At 43.6% G+C, this 17395-nt stretch carries 20 protein-coding genes; 9 read left to right on the top strand and 11 right to left on the bottom strand.

What is annotated here, in order from left to right; translation table 11 throughout:
* Positions 1 to 16: 16 nt before the first annotated feature.
* On the top strand, positions 17 to 1252 hold the full coding sequence (locus tag FGL37_RS13120) for a porin (RefSeq protein WP_028072278.1): 1236 nt from the start codon (positions 17 to 19) through the stop codon (positions 1250 to 1252).
* 137 nt (positions 1253 to 1389) lie between these two features.
* Here FGL37_RS13120 and FGL37_RS13125 read toward each other — a convergent pair whose 3' ends face one another.
* The 5 genes from FGL37_RS13125 to FGL37_RS13145 all read right to left on the bottom strand — a co-directional run bounded on the left by FGL37_RS13125 (position 1390) and on the right by FGL37_RS13145 (position 5850).
* Positions 1390 to 1956, bottom strand: coding sequence for a Crp/Fnr family transcriptional regulator (locus FGL37_RS13125; protein ID WP_028072277.1), 567 nt, complete (start codon positions 1954 to 1956; stop codon positions 1390 to 1392).
* Positions 1957 to 1965: 9 nt separating this feature from the next.
* A complete protein-coding gene (locus FGL37_RS13130) occupies positions 1966 to 3237 on the bottom strand; it encodes an adenylosuccinate synthase (protein ID WP_028072276.1) in 1272 nt (423 codons plus the stop codon).
* Positions 3238 to 3361: 124 nt separating this feature from the next.
* On the bottom strand, positions 3362 to 3841 hold the full coding sequence (locus tag FGL37_RS13135; RefSeq protein ID WP_028072275.1) for a DinB family protein: 480 nt from the start codon (positions 3839 to 3841) through the stop codon (positions 3362 to 3364).
* Between the two features lie 240 nt (positions 3842 to 4081).
* Positions 4082 to 4843, bottom strand: a complete 762-nt coding sequence (locus FGL37_RS13140) for an SDR family NAD(P)-dependent oxidoreductase (RefSeq protein WP_028072274.1) — start codon at positions 4841 to 4843, stop codon at positions 4082 to 4084.
* 92 nt (positions 4844 to 4935) lie between these two features.
* Entirely contained in the window at positions 4936 to 5850 is a 915-nt protein-coding gene (locus FGL37_RS13145) for a helix-turn-helix domain-containing protein (protein ID WP_028072273.1), read from the bottom strand.
* A gap of 313 nt (positions 5851 to 6163) precedes the next feature.
* On the opposite strand from FGL37_RS13145, the gene FGL37_RS13150 reads away from it, so the two are divergent.
* From FGL37_RS13150 to FGL37_RS13165, 4 genes are read left to right on the top strand one after another with little or no spacing between them, the layout of a single operon-like run.
* Positions 6164 to 6589, top strand: coding sequence for an organic hydroperoxide resistance protein (locus FGL37_RS13150; RefSeq protein WP_028072272.1), 426 nt, complete (start codon positions 6164 to 6166; stop codon positions 6587 to 6589).
* 3 nt (positions 6590 to 6592) lie between these two features.
* Complete coding sequence (locus FGL37_RS13155; protein WP_028072271.1) at positions 6593 to 6958, top strand: DUF1304 domain-containing protein; 366 nt, start codon at positions 6593 to 6595, stop codon at positions 6956 to 6958.
* An 11-nt stretch (positions 6959 to 6969) separates the two neighbouring features.
* Complete coding sequence (locus tag FGL37_RS13160; protein ID WP_028072270.1) at positions 6970 to 7605, top strand: nitroreductase family protein; 636 nt, start codon at positions 6970 to 6972, stop codon at positions 7603 to 7605.
* Between the two features lie 45 nt (positions 7606 to 7650).
* Positions 7651 to 8082: a MarR family winged helix-turn-helix transcriptional regulator gene (locus FGL37_RS13165; RefSeq protein WP_028072269.1), complete on the top strand. Its 432-nt coding sequence runs from the start codon at positions 7651 to 7653 to the stop codon at positions 8080 to 8082.
* A gap of 198 nt (positions 8083 to 8280) precedes the next feature.
* On the opposite strand, the gene nudK is transcribed toward FGL37_RS13165, so the two are convergent.
* Complete coding sequence (gene nudK, locus FGL37_RS13170; protein ID WP_028072268.1) at positions 8281 to 8862, bottom strand: GDP-mannose pyrophosphatase NudK; 582 nt, start codon at positions 8860 to 8862, stop codon at positions 8281 to 8283.
* Between the two features lie 107 nt (positions 8863 to 8969).
* Complete coding sequence (locus tag FGL37_RS13175; protein WP_037534533.1) at positions 8970 to 9860, bottom strand: SIR2 family protein; 891 nt, start codon at positions 9858 to 9860, stop codon at positions 8970 to 8972.
* Positions 9861 to 10407: 547 nt separating this feature from the next.
* On the opposite strand from FGL37_RS13175, the gene FGL37_RS13180 reads away from it, so the two are divergent.
* Genes FGL37_RS13180 through FGL37_RS13190 form a run of 3 tightly spaced genes read left to right on the top strand, consistent with a single transcriptional unit; the run spans position 10408 to position 11726 of the window.
* The gene (locus FGL37_RS13180) at positions 10408 to 10902 is read left to right on the top strand and encodes an N-acetylmuramoyl-L-alanine amidase (protein WP_138096824.1); all 495 of its coding nucleotides are present in this window, start codon (positions 10408 to 10410) and stop codon (positions 10900 to 10902) included.
* Entirely contained in the window at positions 10889 to 11266 is a 378-nt protein-coding gene (locus tag FGL37_RS13185; RefSeq protein ID WP_028072267.1) for a hypothetical protein, read from the top strand. The genes FGL37_RS13180 and FGL37_RS13185 overlap by 14 nt, the downstream gene beginning before the upstream one ends.
* On the top strand, positions 11223 to 11726 hold the full coding sequence (locus FGL37_RS13190) for a hypothetical protein (RefSeq protein WP_138096826.1): 504 nt from the start codon (positions 11223 to 11225) through the stop codon (positions 11724 to 11726). The genes FGL37_RS13185 and FGL37_RS13190 overlap by 44 nt, the downstream gene beginning before the upstream one ends.
* An 80-nt stretch (positions 11727 to 11806) precedes the next feature.
* Here the strand turns inward: FGL37_RS13190 and FGL37_RS13195 are convergent, their stop codons facing one another.
* Positions 11807 to 12418: a hypothetical protein gene (locus FGL37_RS13195; protein WP_028072265.1), complete on the bottom strand. Its 612-nt coding sequence runs from the start codon at positions 12416 to 12418 to the stop codon at positions 11807 to 11809.
* Between the two features lie 321 nt (positions 12419 to 12739).
* Between FGL37_RS13195 and FGL37_RS13200 the strand changes: the two genes are divergently transcribed.
* Positions 12740 to 13546: a hypothetical protein gene (locus tag FGL37_RS13200; RefSeq protein ID WP_051607356.1), complete on the top strand. Its 807-nt coding sequence runs from the start codon at positions 12740 to 12742 to the stop codon at positions 13544 to 13546.
* Between the two features lie 375 nt (positions 13547 to 13921).
* Here the strand turns inward: FGL37_RS13200 and FGL37_RS13205 are convergent, their stop codons facing one another.
* Genes FGL37_RS13205 through FGL37_RS13215 form a run of 3 tightly spaced genes read right to left on the bottom strand, consistent with a single transcriptional unit; the run spans position 13922 to position 17134 of the window.
* On the bottom strand, positions 13922 to 15016 hold the full coding sequence (locus tag FGL37_RS13205; RefSeq protein WP_028072264.1) for a hypothetical protein: 1095 nt from the start codon (positions 15014 to 15016) through the stop codon (positions 13922 to 13924).
* Positions 15013 to 16101 (bottom strand): NAD(P)-binding domain-containing protein, encoded by a 1089-nt coding sequence (locus FGL37_RS13210; protein WP_028072263.1) that lies wholly within the window; start codon positions 16099 to 16101, stop codon positions 15013 to 15015. Before FGL37_RS13210 ends, FGL37_RS13205 begins: the two co-directional genes overlap by 4 nt.
* A gap of 10 nt (positions 16102 to 16111) precedes the next feature.
* Positions 16112 to 17134 carry an LLM class flavin-dependent oxidoreductase gene (locus FGL37_RS13215; protein WP_028072262.1) on the bottom strand — a complete coding sequence of 341 codons (1023 nt, stop codon included), beginning with the start codon at positions 17132 to 17134 and terminating at the stop codon, positions 16112 to 16114.
* Positions 17135 to 17395 lie beyond the last annotated feature (261 nt).

Here is a 17395-nt window from a genome sequence, read left to right on the forward strand (position 1 = left end):
AAAAGGGTTACTTTCAATGAGAAAAATATTTTTACTGCTTGCGTTAGCTGGTCCGGGTATAGCTGTGGCGCAGAATAATAACGCTCCTTCGAGTTATGATCCGCACGATATCAAGATTACCGGATATCTACAGACACAATTTCAAAAGGCCCAGTCGCCGGGGATAACATCTTTTTCAGGCGGCGATTTCTCTAAAAATTCCGATAACCGCTTTATGATCCGCCGTGGACGTCTCAAAATTGACCGCGTGGACACCTACTCCAGTATCGTATTTCAGCTGGACGCAACACAGGATGGGGTACAGCTGATGGATGCATTTATCCAATTGCGGCATCCCAGCCAAAAGGGACTGAGCCTGACAGCCGGCCTTTTTAATCGGCCATTCGGTTATTCGATTGTCTATTCCTCCGGTTACCGTGATTTTCCCGAACGAGCACGTGTCTTTCAAACTATAATGCCGCGCGAGCGTGATCTTGGTGGTATGGTGAGCTATCATCCGGGCGGGAAGCTGAAATTCTTGAATCTGGACTTAGCGATGGTCAACGGTAGTGGGCATTCGGCCAAAGACTACGATTCGAAGAAAGATCTAATCGGCAACTTAGCTTTTAAATTTGATAGCCTAGCGGACAAGAAGCTGCACCTTGGGTTCGGAGGTTCTTTCTATAAAGGTACTGTACGCAACGATACCAAGACGTATTATACACCAATAGACAATGGCTACATCGCACACACAGGCGATGATATTGAAGGCAAGGGAATAGGCCGCAACTACTACGGTGCCAACTTGCAGGTTGAGCTCGACAATAGCTTCGGAAAGTCTAGCTTCAAAACGGAATATGTGGCTGGTGAGCAGCCCGGAGTAGCTGGGGGAACGGATATTAAGGGCCCTTACGCGAGCAGAAGTTTCACCACGCAGCCGACGACTGATCTATATCAACGTAAGTTCAACGGCTACTACCTCTGGTTTACACAGGAAATTGCCAGGACGGGTATCACAGCTTTGCTGGCTTACGACGTCTATGACCCGAACACAAAAGCAAGCGGTATGACTATCGGTGCGCCAGATAATTTTACAGCGGATGGCGATGTTAAATTCAGTACACTGGGTTATGGCGTGGCTTATCAGATCAGCAATAGGCTAAAGCTTACGGTATACAACGAACATGTAACCAATGAATCGACGAGTTTGGCCAACTTTGCCGATGACATCAGAGACAACGTATTCACGACACGGTTGCTGTATCGTTGGTAGTAGCCCAAGCGCTGTCGACGGAAAGGGGTAATTGCAGAACTGTGGATAAGCATGTCATTTACTTTTAGACGAATTTGCCTTCTAATATATAGGATCTGCTTATACCGATGCGGCTACCTTGGAAAAGAAAATCGCGCTCAGGTATTCCTCCGGATACGGCTTAAAGACGATGCCGTTATACCTAGGTAAGATGCCAGCATGGCTAAGGGCACGCGGTTGGCAAGCCCGGGGTATAGTTTCAGGAATAACAGATACCGCTCTTTGGCATCTAGGTTCATCATTGTGTTTGCCGTTTTTAATTTGCTTTCGATAACGAAAGCATACAATTTCGAGATCAGAAGAGGCCAAATTTTGATTTCTTTTTCCAGTAACCTAAATTCTTGGATATCAAGATGCCAGATAGTTGCATCAGTCAATGCCTCGATATAATCGCTCGACGGTGTGCGGTCCAGAAAACTTTGTAGGTCGCCAATAAAACGACCTTCATAAATAAAGTAACGCGTAAAATCGTCGCCTTTATGATTATAATATAGCGATCGAAATACACCATCTTCTACAAACGCAATACTATTGGTTACTTTGCCATTGGTGACGAAATACGCTGATTTGCTGATAGTCTTTTTTTTGAAGGCGCCCCTGATCAGGCTTTCTTCCCTTCCGTCGAGGGAACCAAATTTTCGGATATATTGCAGTAGTTGTTCCATATCGGCAATCTAATGTGCTAAGGTAATCAATTGTTCGCGTAGCGGTCCTACGGAAAGGTATTTCACGGGAACATTTAAGTCTTCCTCCAAATATGAAACAAAGGCCCTCAGTTCTTCAGGGAGAGTGGTAGGATCGCTGATCTCACACTTTGTATCATTCCATCCCGGAAGAAATTTCCATATCGGCTGTACATCTGCTCCGGCAAATGCAAGAGAGGCCAATGCCGTTTTGTTACCTTGAATGTCGTAATCGGTGCAAACGGGCACTGTTGCCATCCCATTTAGGATATCCGCTTTGGTCAGTACCAGATCGGTTACACCATTTAACATCACAGCATATCGCAGCGCAGGAAGGTCGAGCCAACCCACACGGCGCGGCCGCTTGGTGTTAGAGCCAAACTCATTTCCCTTTTCGCGTAAGTATGAAGCTGCTGGATCGCTGATTTCTGTCGGAAAGATACCGTTGCCCACACGGGTACAATACGCCTTTGTGATACCATAAATTCGGTTCACCAGCTTCGGAGAGACACCAAGACTAACGCAAGCAGCGGATGCTATCGTGTTGGAGGAGGTGACATATGGATAGGTACCATGATCAATATCCAAAAATGTAGCCTGGGCACCTTCAGCCAGTACCTTTTTATTTGTGCTGAGGGCTTGGTTCAGAAAAATTTCCGTGTCGATAATCTGTAGTTTTTGCATAAACTCGCACGCTTCCATAAAGTTGCGATATAATTTTTCCAAAGGAGGCATGGGCTGTCCCAGTACTTCTAACTCGTCATACTGTCTGCTGAGCATGTGATAAACATCCTCGCCAAAGCGTGCTGAGTGAATATCACCTGCACGTACGTTTTGTCGGAGTGCTTTATGGGCATAACTCGGACCTATGCCATTCTTGGTTGTTCCAATCGATGGATACCGCGGTGACTCTTCCAGAAAGATGTCCCAATATCGTTGGGTTGGCAGCACAAGATGCGCTTTTTTGGAGATGAAAATGCGGTTTTCCAAACTGCCTTGTACCAGCGTTTCAACGAGGTCGATTTCGGACTTCAGAGCCAGGGGGTCAATCACCACAGCGCTACCGATAATATTATCAATGTGTGCGTAAAAAATGCCCGAGGGAAGCAGTTTTAAGGTTATTCGTTCACCATGGTGGTAGATGCTGTGCCCAGCATTCGCTCCGCCATTGAACCGCGCGATGATGTCGTAGTCCCTGCTCATTAAATCGATGATCTTGCCTTTGCCTTCGTCTCCCCATTGAAGTCCAATTAGAATATCCATATCTTTCTTATTTAAAATCGTATTCAAAACTAGGGCTCAAGGAGCGAAGTACAATTGCCATTTGGCAAAAAGCTACATTGAATTCCTCATGGCTATTTGTGGGGAATATCAACGCATCAACTGATCAGTGCGTTTGTTGACTAACTATCAATTTTTTGATCAGTACAATCTGACCCAGATGATAATAGCTATGTTCGATTACACCTTCGATATTCCTTAAATAAGAACCGTAACTTTCTTCAATAAAAGGTTGCTCAAGACGTTTTTCTTCGAGCCCCTCGATAGCGTCGGCAAAGCGAGCTGCATGGGTCAAAAAACGTTGGACGAGTGCTTTCCAGTCGCTTTCTGAGCTTATTTCCGGTACATCGAAGCTATATTTGTCGCTGATGTCGATTTTTCCTGTCCTGAATGCGGATAGTAATCCCTCAAGATAATAATTGATGTGGTAAGTAAGTGCTGCAATACTGTTTAGCGTATTGATCTTATATACGGCTTGTTGCCAGTTGGTATCTATCAGTTGTTCTTGATAATTGGTATTTGCAATCCAATGTCCATCTAGCAATACCTCGCGCAGCCTGTTGGCCATAAATAGCTGCTTTTCCATATTTTTTCTAAATTGGTGTTGTAGACTTTGATCACCGTAAGTCTATTTTACGGATATAAGAACTTTGTATGATCTAATTTATACATAATTTTTCTATTCTTTATGAAGGCTGTGGAAAGGGAATACGTGGATCTTATTCTTGGGTAAGAACGTAGAAGGAAACCTCCTTTCTAGGCTAATACAAAAAAAATAAATGTCCTGTACAAAAGTGCAGGACATTTAACATCAAGATTTATGCGTCTACAGATTCATGCCACCTGAGACCTCAATACGCTGTCCATTGATCCACCTAGCCTCTTCGGTACATAGGAAGGCTACTACGCCGCCGATATCGTCTGGCAGGCCCACTCGCCCAAGTGCTGTTACGCTGGCAATATGCGCATTCGTTTCTTTGTCGTCCCGCACATGTCCACCTCCAAAGTCTGTCTCAATTGCTCCGGGAGCGACTACGTTTGCAGCGATGCCACGTGGACCAAGTTCCTTGGCGAGATATCTCGTCAGTACCTCGATTGCCCCCTTCATGGATCCATATGCTGAGGAACCTGCGAAAGCAAAGCGTGCAAGTCCGGAAGAGATGTTAATGATGCGGCCGCCGTTATTCATATAGGGCAGCACCTTTTGTGTCAGAAAAAATACACCCTTGTAATGAATATTATATACGGTGTCAAATTGTTCTTCGGTAGTATCCGTGAAAGCGGCGTAAAGTGCAGTCCCGGCATTATTGATTAGAAAATCGATATTGGGCTGACCAGTTTGTTCCTGCAGATGACTTGTCAATTGCTTAATAAAGCTATCAAAAGACGACACATCACCAGTGTTTAGCTGGAATGCGGTGGCCCGCTGTCCCAATGACTGAATACTAGAAACCACATGGTCGGCTTCCTCTTTATTGCTATTATAGGTTAGGATAACGTCTATTCCTTTTTTTGCAAGACTAATGGCCATGTTGCGGCCCAAGCCGCGACTTCCTCCAGTAACTAATGCTATTTTATTCCTTGTCATATTGTATTGTTTTTTAATTGAACACTACAAAGGTCGTCCGAAATGTTGTCTGCTTCTTTGCGAAAAGCAAACCAATATTTGCGAAATTCAAATTATGACCTGTGCGAACGGAAATTGTTCGGCGAGATACTTGTCTGTTTTTTGAAGAAATTTGAAAAATGGGCTATCTCTTCAAATCCGAGGGTATAGGCTATTTCCGAAATGTTCCAGTCGGTTTGCTTAAGTAGTATCTTCGCTTCCTGAGTGATCCGAGCGCCGATGATCTGGCTTGTTGTTTTGCCCGTGTTTTCTTTTAGAATTTTGTTTAAATGATTGACATGGATAGCCAGGCGTTCGGCGAAGTCATGCGCGGTACGCAGTTGTAAGTGTTGCATGGGGGAGTCAATAGGGAATTGCCGTTCCAAAAGCTCGATAAAAAGCGAAGTAATCCTATGGGATGCACTGTGAGAGGGGTTGCTTATGCTTTTGGGCTGCAATTTCTGCCCATAATGGATGATCTCCAGTACATAGTTACGCAAAAGATCGTATTTGAAGACATAGTCAGAGGATAATTCTTTATTCATTTTCTTGAAAATGGCCTCAATTTCTACACGTTGTTCATCGCTGATTTGAAAAATCGGAAGGCCTCCGGGACGAAAGATCGGAAGGTCGTCTATAACGACACCACTTTTGTTTCGGGCAAGGAATTCGGCGGTAAAAACGCAGAAATAGCCTTTTTGATGTTCATCTTTTGGAATCCAGTGATAGGGGACTTTCGGCGTGGCAAACACCAGTCCTGATTCCTCAATTTCGATAACTTTGTCGGCATATTCGGCTGTGTTCCTTCCAGTGATCAGGCTGATCTTGTAATAAGTCCGTTTATTATATGGCATGACTGGTTTATTCTTTAGCTTTGCGGCCAACTCCTCAAAACTGAATACATTGAAATGTCCGATTTCACGTGCGATTTCCTGTGGAATAGGCGCATTTATTTCGTTATAAAATTGTTCGAGTGAAGTGGTTTTCATATAACTTGTATTTGTAACAATCAAACCTAAGTAAATTCAGGTTGATATGCAATGCAATTGTAAACGCATAATGAGTAATGGTAGAAAAGCTGATTTATATGGAAGAAGTGTGCGATTTTTGAACGCGGGCGAATAAACGTTTGTCACATTTCGCGCCCGGACTGGGAGCCAAAGTGTCAGCGATAGAAATAGCTGCCGTTCCCGAAGACCATAGAGCAGGCGGAGTTTCATTTTAATGTAAATAACGCTATTATATTTTGCACAATATAATTTTTCAATCTACATTTGTACTGTTGAAATAAACAAAAAGAAAATGAAAACATTATATACAATAGGAGCTACCGCCCAGGGCGGACGGAATGGTCATGTAAAAAGTGAAAATGGTGTCCTTGATGTACCTGTGCGAACGCCAAAGGGCCTAGGCGGTGCCAATGACGACTATGCTAATCCAGAGATGCTTTTTGCCGCTGGCTACGCGGCTTGTTTTGACAGCGCCTTGAATCTGGTGATCAGACAGGATAGGATAAAAACCGGCGAGACTACGGTTACAGCGAAAGTAAGTATAGGACAGCTGGACAATGGCGGCTTTGGTTTGGCCGCTGAATTGCACGCCAATATTCCGTCAGTTAGTTTGGAATTGGCACAGCAGCTCATTGAAAAAGCGCATCAGGTCTGTCCTTATTCAAATGCAACAAGAGGTAATATCGAGGTTAAATTAACGGTTTCAAACAACGGATAGAATATGGATTATATAGCCACGGTATTCACCGTAATCGTACTGATAGAACATATTTACATCGTCTGGATGGAGATGTTTGCCTGGGAGACTGCAGGAAGACGCAGTTTCGGGAAAACACTTCCTGCTGAACTATTTAAACCTACAAAAGGCCTGGCTGCCAATCAGGGCTTGTATAATGGCTTTCTGGTAGCAGGGTTGGTCTGGTCATTTTTAACAGAAGACGCTATATGGAGCGACAATATCCGTCTATTTTTTCTGGGATGCGTGCTCGTGGCCGGAATTTTTGGAGGCATCACAGCGAATAGAAAAATATTTTTGATACAGGGGATACCGGCATTGCTGGCGTTATTATCCGTTCTTTTTAAATAATACAATATTATATGTCACTTATAACAGATTTACAATGGCGTCATGCTGTGAAAGCATATGACCCAACAAAAAAAGTTAGTCAGGAAAATATCGATAAGATCATCGAGGCGGCGCGTTTTGCACCAACCTCTTCTGGTTTGCAGCCTTTTAAGATTTTGGTCGTTGAAAATCAGGAATTAAAAGATAAACTGGCGGAAGGTGCTCTCAACCCTGATTGTATGCGCGAGTGTTCTCACGTATTGGTTTTTGCCGCCTGGGATCGGTATACCGCCGAACGTATTGACAAAGTGTATGATTTTACGACCGATGAGCGAAATTTACCGCGCGGCCGTTTTGGCTCGTATACCGACAAGCTGAAATCGATATATTTGAATGAAGCAGCGGAAAACAATTTTGCGCATACTGCACGGCAGACTTATATTGCGCTGGGCCTGGCACTGGCACAGGCAGCTGAACTGCGTGTTGATTCTACGCCTGCCGAAGGCTTCGACAACAGTGTGGTGGATAATGTGCTACAATTGAGCGAGCAAGGACTCAAGAGTGTTTCATTGATGTATGTTGGTGTGGCTGATCCTTCTCGTGACTGGATTTCGACAATGAAAAAAGTACGGGTACCAAAGGAGGAGTTTGTCGTCGAGTACAAATAAGTATGAGGGTTCCTTAAGCTTCACAAAACACAATATATTTGCAGGATGGATGATTTATTAAAATTAGACAAACAGCTCTGTTTTTCCGTGTATGTTCTTCACAGAGAAATTATGCAGCGTTACCGTGCTATCCTTGAAGCGATCGATTTGACCTATCCTCAATATATCACATTGATGGCATTGTGGGAAAAGGATGAACAGACCGTCAATCAACTGGGGGGAAGATTGTTTTTGGATAATGGGACACTTACACCATTATTGAAAAGGCTGGAAAACAAATCCCTGATTACGCGTACACGCAGCAAGGATGATGAACGAGTGGTCAAAATCCGATTGACCCAACAAGGACTTCAATTAAAGGAAAGGGCAAGCTGTATCCCAATGCAGCTTTTTGAGGCCTTGAAGCTCGATTATGCGGATATGGTTCAGCTCAAAGCGTTAGCAGAGAAAATCATCAAGAACGCTGGTGAAAACTAGCTAATGTTTCCCGTAAATAAAAACGGACTGAATGTGGTAATTTTGCATTTAGTCCGTTTTTTTGTGGTCTACACAATAAATGTGAAAGGTCAGACGCAAATGCCGAAACGGCATATTTTCCAGTTTTTGAGCGTACGTCCGGTCTAAAGTGACTGCGCTTGAGCCTAAGCGAGATGCCCGTATAGGAGCAGCTTTGTATTATAAGATATTGTTCAGCCTAAGGTATTGGAGGAGCATAATCGTTTTTCCATCTTTGATGTCGCCGCTCTGGATCATTTCCAGCGCCTTCTGCATCTCTATTTCAAGGATTTCAATATGCTCTTCCTCTTCAGCCAGCCCACCGCCGGCGCTCACTTTCATGCTGCTCGAATATTCGGCGATAAAGAAATGCAGGATTTCCGTCACCGAACCCGGGGACATGTAAGCTTCAAAAATCTTCTTCACGTCTGTGATCTGGTAACCTGTCTCTTCTTCTGTTTCCCTGCGTATGCAGTCCTCGGGCGAATCCAGATCCAATAAACCAGCGCAGGCTTCAATGAGCATCCCCGATTCATTACCATTGATGTATGTAGGAATGCGGAATTGCCGTGTTAGGATTACGGTCTTCGATTGTTTGTTATAGAGCAGGATGACGGCGCCGTTTCCACGGTCGTAAGCTTCCCGGCTTTGCTGTTGTACGATGCCATCGGGCTTGCTGTACTGGTTGGTGACCTTTTTTAATGTATACCAATTGTCAGAGAGAATCTCGGTCTTTATAATTTTAATATTTTGTATTGCCATAGCATTATTTATGAAGGTAAAGGTAATTATTGCTGCTCCGATTAAGATGAAAAAGCAAACATCGTCGTATGAAGTTTTGTTTCGATATGTTTTGGGCGGGTACCACTTTAATTCTTTATGGACACGTTGTATCTTTTCATAATATCCTTTATTATTTTTTTATAATATCTGGTCTTATTGGATTCGTCAATGGTCACAATCTCCACATCATTTGCTGTAAGCAACTGCATCTTATCCCTCGAAAGGTTGTACCATTTTTGGGTTGTATAATAGAACAGTCGGTTTTTAATGAAACTACTCTTTCGATAAAATTTATGTCGGGCCCGGTAAGTCAGTAGCCACCATAAATCTATTTCCACGAAATCGAGTGATAATCCCAGAATATGGATATCATGGGTGAAAAAGAGGTCGATCCAAGATTGCAGTTTCAGTTCTTTCTGCTGTTTCAGTCTCTTGACGAAAGCAGCCTTAAATATCTTGTCGGAAGTGTAATTCGTTCCATTGACTACATAGTCGCGCATTTTTTGTAACTGGCCGCAATAATGTTCGTACCCCAAATTAATGGAATTGGGGATGCTGCAGTCCCCATGAATATGCCAATAGGTTTTATCCATAGTTTCATGTCTGCGAAAAATACTGTACGTGGTCTCCCTGACCAAGCTTGTATTTGTTCTCTGTGTTTCTCCTTCCAGGCTAAATTCATAATTCGTGGTGATGATGTTGCTGACCGGTAAGTCGCGGATCATCTGATGGATCTCGTTGGGTTTTATCAGTGAGACGCTTTCGGAAATATAGGTCTTAAGCTCTTTCTCGTTGAGATGCCGGGATTGGATAGCACGAAGAAAAATCTCCTCGTATAACATAGGGAAAGGTTTTTGCCCATTTTCCAATGTGGTGACGTGATATTTTTTTTTAATATTCGCCAGCAGGTCACTCCAGCTAATGCCCGGAGAGATGTTGTTTATGTCATTTCCAATTAATAGACAGAATTCATTCATTGCCGTCGATATTGTTGAGCATTCTTGTGATGAGCATCTTAAAGCAGGTATGCTGTGTTTTAAGCCTAAATCAAACCTTGTTCCTAAGATAGGAAAAAATCATGCCTTGCAGCAACTTGTCTGTTAAATAATGGGCACGCCTGCTATCCTACTGATAGGTCTTGCCTAAATATATGTTCGGTCTGCGAACGCACGGAAATTTCGGCTGTAGTCTCAAGGGGATAGGTACTAAAAAGGCTAGGCGAACCGTTTCCCTAGCCTTCACGATATAACTCATCCTATGCTATAACGATCAAATAACAATGGAGCAGGAGAAATGTTTCGTTTACCCCGGCGTACAGAGTAAAACAGTTGGATTTCAGTACATATTCGGTATTTTTTTTCTACCGCGCAGATATCGTTGATATTCCAGCTTTTGGGCCTTTATCCGATCTACATTTGTATTGAAATGCTGATCAGTCACTACTTCATCGGTGCAGGAGCACCGTACAATATAAACGAAATATTTTTTACAGAGGCGCTTCAAATCAAATTAAACAACAAAGACATGGAAATTAAAGATCACAAAATTACGGGAGCAACCTATCGGGAGACGCCCAACAAAGGTGGAATTATTAGACCACGCTATATCATTATGCATTATGACGGAGCATCTAATGCTACTAGTGCCCTTACCTGGATGTTGGATCCCAAAAGTAAAGTGTCCGCCCACCTGCATATCAGCAGAGAAGGCTCTATCACCCAGCTGGCACCTCTTAATGTCAAATGCTGGCATGCTGGTGTAAGTTTTTGGAAAGGTTTGAACGATATCAATCGCTTTAGCATAGGTATCGAACTGCAAAATAAAGGGCAGGAGGTGTACCCTGCCAAGCAGATTGCTGCGGCAGTCGACGTATGTAAAGCCATTATTGCCCAGTATCCGATTCAGGAGATTTTGGGTCACAGCGATATTGCGGCAGGACGAAAGGAGGATCCGGGAAAGCAATTTCCTTGGTCAAAGTTTAAAATGTTGATAAAAAAGGACGATCATGGAACTACTTGAAATTTTGGAGAAACTTATTGTTCCGCTCGTCACCGCCATCGCCGGATACCTCGTAGGGCGGCCCAAACAGCGGGCGGAAGTGGAAGCTACGAATGTGGATAACGCCGGAAAGGTGATCGATAAATGGGAAAGTTATGCCAGCCGGCTGGAAAAAGATATCGAGCATTTAAGAGCAATAATCGAAGACCTGAATGCCGGGCTGAAACTTGCTAACGAGGAACGTATCGCCTGCTCAAAAACGCTGGCAGCCTTACAGGTGAAATATGACGACCTGATGAAGCTTTATAGCGAATTGCAAATTGAATTAAAGAAAGTTAAAAATGAAAAATGTATTTCCATTGACCGTAATGCTGCTATTGGTTAGCAGCTGCGGTCTATTTAAGAAAACAGTGAAAACAACTGAGCTACATAAGGCAGCGCTCGTTGAACACAACGGTCTTCGGTCAGACACACAACTTAACGAGCAGCATGTGCGTGCCGAGCGCTCAGATAGCACATATTCGATCGAAGTCTCCGGATTAATGCTGCTGGAAGGTGAAGGTATTCAGTTGCGGCCGGACGGTAGTTTGCACATAGAAAAAGGCAGGCTCCATAATACATTTATGCAACACGAGACGCAGAAAAGCGAAAATGTTAAGGTCAGGTCTGGCAAGAGCGAACAGAAACTACAGCATATTCAGTATGGCGAGAACACAATTAGTGTGCTTGGACGGCAGGATAAAAAGATAACGGAGCCAGCGGTGACGCGTATGCTCTATTTTTTGGTGGGGTTGCTGGCTGTGGTTTACGGTATTGTCTGGTGGCTGCGAAGGAAATATAACTGACGTATCGATACCGGTCAGGTAAAAGTGTATCACATGCAAGCTTGCTTTGCCGGACCGGTATCATATCCCTCCAAATCACCTTATCTACCATTGAACCGCGTGTTGATGAGATAATAATTCGCGGCTTGTTTCACGTCCGTTTTGAAATCCTTATACATGTCAAATTGATTGCAAGCGCAGATAATCGACTTCTGAAGGGTATCGCTATTTATTTTTAAACAGGGACCTAGTTCTTTGTAAATGTTGCTTTTAACTTTTGTTTTCAGATTGTCCAGTTTTTCGGGCTGGAAGATACGGAGCACAACGGCAATGGCCTTATAGCGATGCTGAATGTCTTTGTACTTGATGTACTCACCTCTAATTTGCTGCGAGGGGATTCCCATGAAATCGCAGTAGTAATCGATGACTGTGCTGATTTTGGACAGGTCAGGCTCATATATGCGGTTGATGGATTTTAAAATATCGGGATGATGTTCTTTTAAAAAGCTCATCATAAAAGAATAATATAGCGTGTTCATATGTTGCGTATTCGTTTTTTTATTTTGTGGCCCCTGACTGATTCCTATCTTTTCTTTTTCCGCGAAAGCGGAAACTTGGCGTGTGCTTTTTCTTTGCGTAATATCATGTCCATCCCTATAGGATAGGGCATGCGTTTGGATGAGCATTGAATCTCGTGTGATGATATGTTCCATGGTGTTTCCTTTTAAATCGTTTATTTCAGTCTTAGTCTACGTTTGTCACAACAATCACCATCCCCGTTTGCTTCTTGGCTTTTTATGTTGTTAAACAAAGTTAAACAATTATGTTAATCTTTCAAGCTTTAAAAATTATATTTTTTATTATATTCCTTTTTAGTGCAATTTAATAAACTAAATTGTTTAACTTTAAAATGTTGTTATACAGTATTTTATGTTGTTTTTAGGTTTATTTATTTGTTTAGGTTTAATATCTTGTGTAACTTAGCGTCAGATTGTTATGAATTAGTGTAACAATTGTTAAAAAACTTGTTAATCATGGAACTTTATCCAGATAATAATTTTGAAGTTATCCGATTAGAGATGGGCGTGACTAACCGTGAGTTCGCTGCGCTATTGGGCGTGCGCGAGCAAGTCTATTCGCGTATAAAAAAGGGCGAGTATCCTATCGGTCTCACAATGAAAACACGGATTCAGACTGCCTTTCCACAGATTCGATATGAATGGCTGGTATACGGCAAGGGTGAGCGGAAGGAGGTAGGTTCATTTGTCCAGCCCAGCACAGTTAACCATGTCAATTTTGGAAATGGTAGATCCATCGGCTATTTTTCTGACGATATTAAATTCATCGACGAAAATAAAAACAATATATTTTATGAGGTATCTCCGGGGCGTTATCTAATGCAGACAAAACTGGTAACCGAAAAGGCGAAGGCGGGGTATCTTTCGGGGTTTTCGGACGCTGAATATATGGATGACCTGCCCGCACATTTTATCACAGTGAATGAGTTTCATAAAGGAGTCTATCGTTCTTTTGAGGTGAGTGGCGAAAGTATGACGGACGGAACAGATGCAAGTGTCCTCGATGGCGATATTGTAACAGGCCGATTGATCAAAAGAGAATTATGGCAATCCAAATTTCACACCCATAAATACAGATATTGGGTGATTGTACATAAGTATGAAGGGGTGATTATTAAGGAAATTGCCAATCATGATGTAGCTGGAGGCATTCTGACGCTCCGGTCACTGAATACCGATAAAATAAAGTATCCGGATTTTGAGGTCAGTCTCGATGATGTAGATCAGATCTTTAATGTCGTCGATATTAGCAGGTCTCTGTAAGACTGGCTGTTGCCGATGCCTGTCTGCGCGATTTATCAGTATGCATTGCTCTGCGTAAATGCTCACATATTGCAGATGCTACCTTTATGGCTGAGAAGATAATTTGTTTGATTTACAGTTGTTTATGTATTAAAACTAACTAATTTAGTTTATAAACTAAATTAATTAGTTTTAATAGTTATATTTGGCTATAATTGAACGTCATTGGATGTGTAGTTACAGTTTGATAGTGTCGAACAGTATATAGAATTACACTATGATAAAATGGCTGTGACTAACAAGTTTATCGGTTGCTCATTATTCTGACACATCCATGGCGTTCAATTCTTATCTCCTTTTTTTTCGATACATTGTTTCATTTTCTGCATATGTCTATTAGGGGGCTGTCAGTTCCTGCTCCCATTGGCGGAATTGTTCAGGGATTAATGGAGTTCCTCTGGGAAAATAGAGGCCGTTGAAATCAAAGTAAAATAAACTGCCGCTTTCAGCATGTCTGATCTGCAAAAGTGCCTTTAAATTTTGGGAAGTACTGATATAGCGATAGTCGAAATGCGTCTTCCCCAATACTGGAGTGTTTCCCTGCTTCGTGTTGACCAATATCAATTCGGTATGATCTGCTGTCGGAATAAGACTAAATTCATCATTGAGGGTGATCTTCGTATTTCCGGGGACTATTACTTGTTGGCGCATCGACGGAGGTGCTATTAGGCTTCCCCGGAGCTGAATATTCTTTTGTAGAAGTTCTCCAATCGCTTCTTGCTGGTAAGCAGCCTTGCCAATGTTATTAAAGTCGATATCGTATATGTCTACGAATTCTGCGGATTCAGGAATATTATATTGCTGGGCAAAGTCACGTCGTATAGCCGCTTTGTTGCCGAGGGCAAATCCGATCAACGTCATGGGTTCATTTTCGTGAATTTCATAGATCAAATCAAAACTGTCAAAAATAGGTAATGGGCTCAACTTAGTAAAATTGCTGTTCGCATTAAGGACATCGTAGGTGCCATCATCTTTTAATGCCCAGACGTACTGCTGGCCTTCTGGACTGCCATTGTCCCAGCTATTGCTGTTTGGTTCGATTTTGGAGTATTGGCGGTTTAATGAGATTGTCGTCGTCCCATCCGCTAAAAGGATGGAACTGCCCTCTGATTCAAAATGGTAATAGCGGTGGTTATTGATATTGAGCTCACCGCATGCGTTGTCCAGACGGCCAAAAAGTATTTCTTTTCCTGTCCGGGCATCAATAACGGTTGCCTTGTTTTCAGTATTGCTTACAATATAGCTTTTGAAATCTCCACCCACATAGTAAGCTCCTGTGTTGTTCCATGTTTCCGGTGATACCACCTCGGCCGTGGAGATGTCCATCAGTTTCAGTTCGCCGTCAGACTTGAATGGAACAAGCCGTGGATATTCTTGAGCAGCAAGCTGCTGTAAGATGACAAGGAGAATAAAAGTAACGATAAATTTCATTTGTATATTTCAATTGTCTCCAGTAGTTCTTTGGCTGCCGCACGTCCTGCGCGGTTGGCGCCGATCGTGGATGCTGACGGCCCATAGCCGACAAGGTGGATCCGTGGTTGACGGACAACCATTGTGGCTAACCTGCCACCCATGAGAATTCCTCCATTTTCTTCTTTTGGCAGCACAGGGGTTAAATGTTCCAGTGCACTTTTGAAACCGGTATTCCAAAGGATAACATCCGCCTTTTCCTCCCTACCGTCCTCCCATTTTACTCCTGTGCTGGTGATCTCGCTAAACATAGGCTTTCGCTTGAGTACTCCTCGCTGTTCCATGGCCTGAATTTCGGACGAGTAGGGAAGGCCTGTGACCGATACCACTGATAAAGGTGAAAGGCCCTGTCTAACGCGTTCCTCAACCCTTGCGACGGCATCATGGCCAGCCATGTCATCAAATGGACCTTCTCTGAATATGGGCGGACGTCTGGTAACCCAGGTCGTGCTGGTTATCCTGGAGATCTGATCAAGCAGTTGGATAGCAGAGATGCCGCCACCTACGATAATAACATGTTTGTTCAGGAAATAGTCTGCCGTTTTAAAATCCTTGGTATGCAGCTGCTCGCCTCGAAATAATTCCGCTCCCGGATAAGCTGGGATATACGGATTTTCCCAGGTACCAGTTGCGTTGATAATGCCCAGCGCCGAAAAGGAAGGACCTGAAGTTTCTATATGGAAGCGAGGTTCTACCAGAGATACGTTTTGAACCTTCAACGGCCGGTATACCTGTAGTCCGTATTTCTTTTCATAAAGATCAAAATAATGCGGAACGGCAATATTGGCCTGTACTTCGGTTTGCTTGCTGCTGAGTGTCTCTTCAAACCCCATTCCGGGTAGATCATGAATTTTGTTGACGGTGCTGAGCGTCAACGATGGCCAGCGGAATTGCCAGGCGCCTCCGGGGGCTGGGGATTCGTCCAAAATGATAAAGTCCCCGCCGATTTGTAATCCCAGTTTCTTCAAATGATAGGCGGAAGAAAGTCCCGCCTGGCCAGCTCCGATTACGGCAATTTTGGTTTTGTATCGAATGTTCTTTACCATTGGCATTAGTTTACCGCCACCCCAGTTCAGGTGCAACATGTTCTAGGATAGCCCGTAGTACATGCACGTTATAATCAACACCCAAAGTATTGGGTATCGTCAGCAGCAGCGTGTCTGCTTCCTGTATAGCTTCGTCCATTGCCAGCTCTTTCACCAGCTGATCGGGTTCAGCAGCATAGCTTCTTCCGAAAATTGCACGTTTATCGGATTCGATAAAACCGATTTTGTCGGCTCTGTCTGTCTCTTGCCCGAAATAATACCGGTCCATATCATTTACCAAAGCAAAGATCGATCGGCTGACCGAAACCCGCGGTTCACCCGGGTGGCCGGCCTCTTTCCATGCATCCTTATATAATCTGATCTGTTCGGCCTGTTGCACATGAAACGGTTTTCCACTTTCATCATACTTTAGCGTGGAGCTTTGGAGATGCATTCTGTTTTGTGCTGCCCATACTGCCGTAGCGTTGGACGCTGCGCCCCACCAGATACGGTCACGTAAGCCCTGTGAATGCGGCTCTAGCCGCAGCAGACCCGGAGGGTTCGGAAACATCGGATAGGGATTAGGGGTGGCAAAACCTACGCCGTCCAGTTTTTCTAAAAACGCTAATGCTTTGCGGCGGCCCATGTCTGCGTCGGTCTCTCCTTCCGCCAGCTCGTATCCAAAATATCGCCAGCCGTCGATCACCTGCTCGGGTGAACCCCTGCTGATCCCGAGCTGTAGGCGACCTTCAGAGATCAGGTCAGCAGCGCCAGCATCCTCCACCATGTAGAGCGGATTTTCGTACCGCATATCAATGACGCCTGTACCGATTTCGATCCTGTTGGTCTTTGCACCGACAGCAGCCAGAAGAGGAAAAGGTGAAGCAAGCTGTGCGGCAAAATGGTGTACACGAAAGTAAGCACCATCTAACCCGATTTCCTCCGCAGCGACAGCCAGATCTATTGACTGTAATAAAGTGTCGCTCGCTGTCTGCGTGCTATAGGCAGGGTGTTTGGACCAATGTCCAAACGATAAAAATCCTATTTTTTTCATCCAATTATATTTTTTGTCGCTCTTGATGAAACTCCATGTAAATAAGAATTCCCCATGAGTCTAAATGATGGCATCTCGGCTTCATTCATCTGAGGCACGACGACTCTTTATCAAATTTACAAATTTGGCGCTTATGACTTGCCGACCGATTGTCCAAGATATGTCAATTGTATCGAATCGCCAATTTTCTGCCTGCGCGACGAATATTAAACCAAACTGGACGAATTGTAAATATAATTATCCCCCAAATCATCTATTCCT

Origin of the sequence: Sphingobacterium thalpophilum (assembly GCF_901482695.1) — a bacterium.
Classification (GTDB): domain Bacteria; phylum Bacteroidota; class Bacteroidia; order Sphingobacteriales; family Sphingobacteriaceae; genus Sphingobacterium; species Sphingobacterium thalpophilum.

What these genes read in the sequence shown, in the direction of transcription:
- FGL37_RS13120 (WP_028072278.1), top strand. Translation starts at nt 17, where the DNA reads ATGAGAAAAATATTTTTACTGCTTGCGTTAGCTGGTCCGGGTATAGCT.
- FGL37_RS13125 (WP_028072277.1), bottom strand. Translation starts at nt 1,956, where the DNA reads ATGGAACAACTACTGCAATATATCCGAAAATTTGGTTCCCTCGACGGA.
- FGL37_RS13130 (WP_028072276.1), bottom strand. Translation starts at nt 3,237, where the DNA reads ATGGATATTCTAATTGGACTTCAATGGGGAGACGAAGGCAAAGGCAAG.
- FGL37_RS13135 (WP_028072275.1), bottom strand. Translation starts at nt 3,841, where the DNA reads ATGGAAAAGCAGCTATTTATGGCCAACAGGCTGCGCGAGGTATTGCTA.
- FGL37_RS13140 (WP_028072274.1), bottom strand. Translation starts at nt 4,843, where the DNA reads ATGACAAGGAATAAAATAGCATTAGTTACTGGAGGAAGTCGCGGCTTG.
- FGL37_RS13145 (WP_028072273.1), bottom strand. Translation starts at nt 5,850, where the DNA reads ATGAAAACCACTTCACTCGAACAATTTTATAACGAAATAAATGCGCCT.
- FGL37_RS13150 (WP_028072272.1), top strand. Translation starts at nt 6,164, where the DNA reads ATGAAAACATTATATACAATAGGAGCTACCGCCCAGGGCGGACGGAAT.
- FGL37_RS13155 (WP_028072271.1), top strand. Translation starts at nt 6,593, where the DNA reads ATGGATTATATAGCCACGGTATTCACCGTAATCGTACTGATAGAACAT.
- FGL37_RS13160 (WP_028072270.1), top strand. Translation starts at nt 6,970, where the DNA reads ATGTCACTTATAACAGATTTACAATGGCGTCATGCTGTGAAAGCATAT.
- FGL37_RS13165 (WP_028072269.1), top strand. Translation starts at nt 7,651, where the DNA reads ATGGATGATTTATTAAAATTAGACAAACAGCTCTGTTTTTCCGTGTAT.
- nudK (WP_028072268.1), bottom strand. Translation starts at nt 8,862, where the DNA reads ATGGCAATACAAAATATTAAAATTATAAAGACCGAGATTCTCTCTGAC.
- FGL37_RS13175 (WP_037534533.1), bottom strand. Translation starts at nt 9,860, where the DNA reads ATGAATGAATTCTGTCTATTAATTGGAAATGACATAAACAACATCTCT.
- FGL37_RS13180 (WP_138096824.1), top strand. Translation starts at nt 10,408, where the DNA reads ATGGAAATTAAAGATCACAAAATTACGGGAGCAACCTATCGGGAGACG.
- FGL37_RS13185 (WP_028072267.1), top strand. Translation starts at nt 10,889, where the DNA reads ATGGAACTACTTGAAATTTTGGAGAAACTTATTGTTCCGCTCGTCACC.
- FGL37_RS13190 (WP_138096826.1), top strand. Translation starts at nt 11,223, where the DNA reads ATGAAAAATGTATTTCCATTGACCGTAATGCTGCTATTGGTTAGCAGC.
- FGL37_RS13195 (WP_028072265.1), bottom strand. Translation starts at nt 12,418, where the DNA reads ATGGAACATATCATCACACGAGATTCAATGCTCATCCAAACGCATGCC.
- FGL37_RS13200 (WP_051607356.1), top strand. Translation starts at nt 12,740, where the DNA reads ATGGAACTTTATCCAGATAATAATTTTGAAGTTATCCGATTAGAGATG.
- FGL37_RS13205 (WP_028072264.1), bottom strand. Translation starts at nt 15,016, where the DNA reads ATGAAATTTATCGTTACTTTTATTCTCCTTGTCATCTTACAGCAGCTT.
- FGL37_RS13210 (WP_028072263.1), bottom strand. Translation starts at nt 16,101, where the DNA reads ATGGTAAAGAACATTCGATACAAAACCAAAATTGCCGTAATCGGAGCT.
- FGL37_RS13215 (WP_028072262.1), bottom strand. Translation starts at nt 17,134, where the DNA reads ATGAAAAAAATAGGATTTTTATCGTTTGGACATTGGTCCAAACACCCT.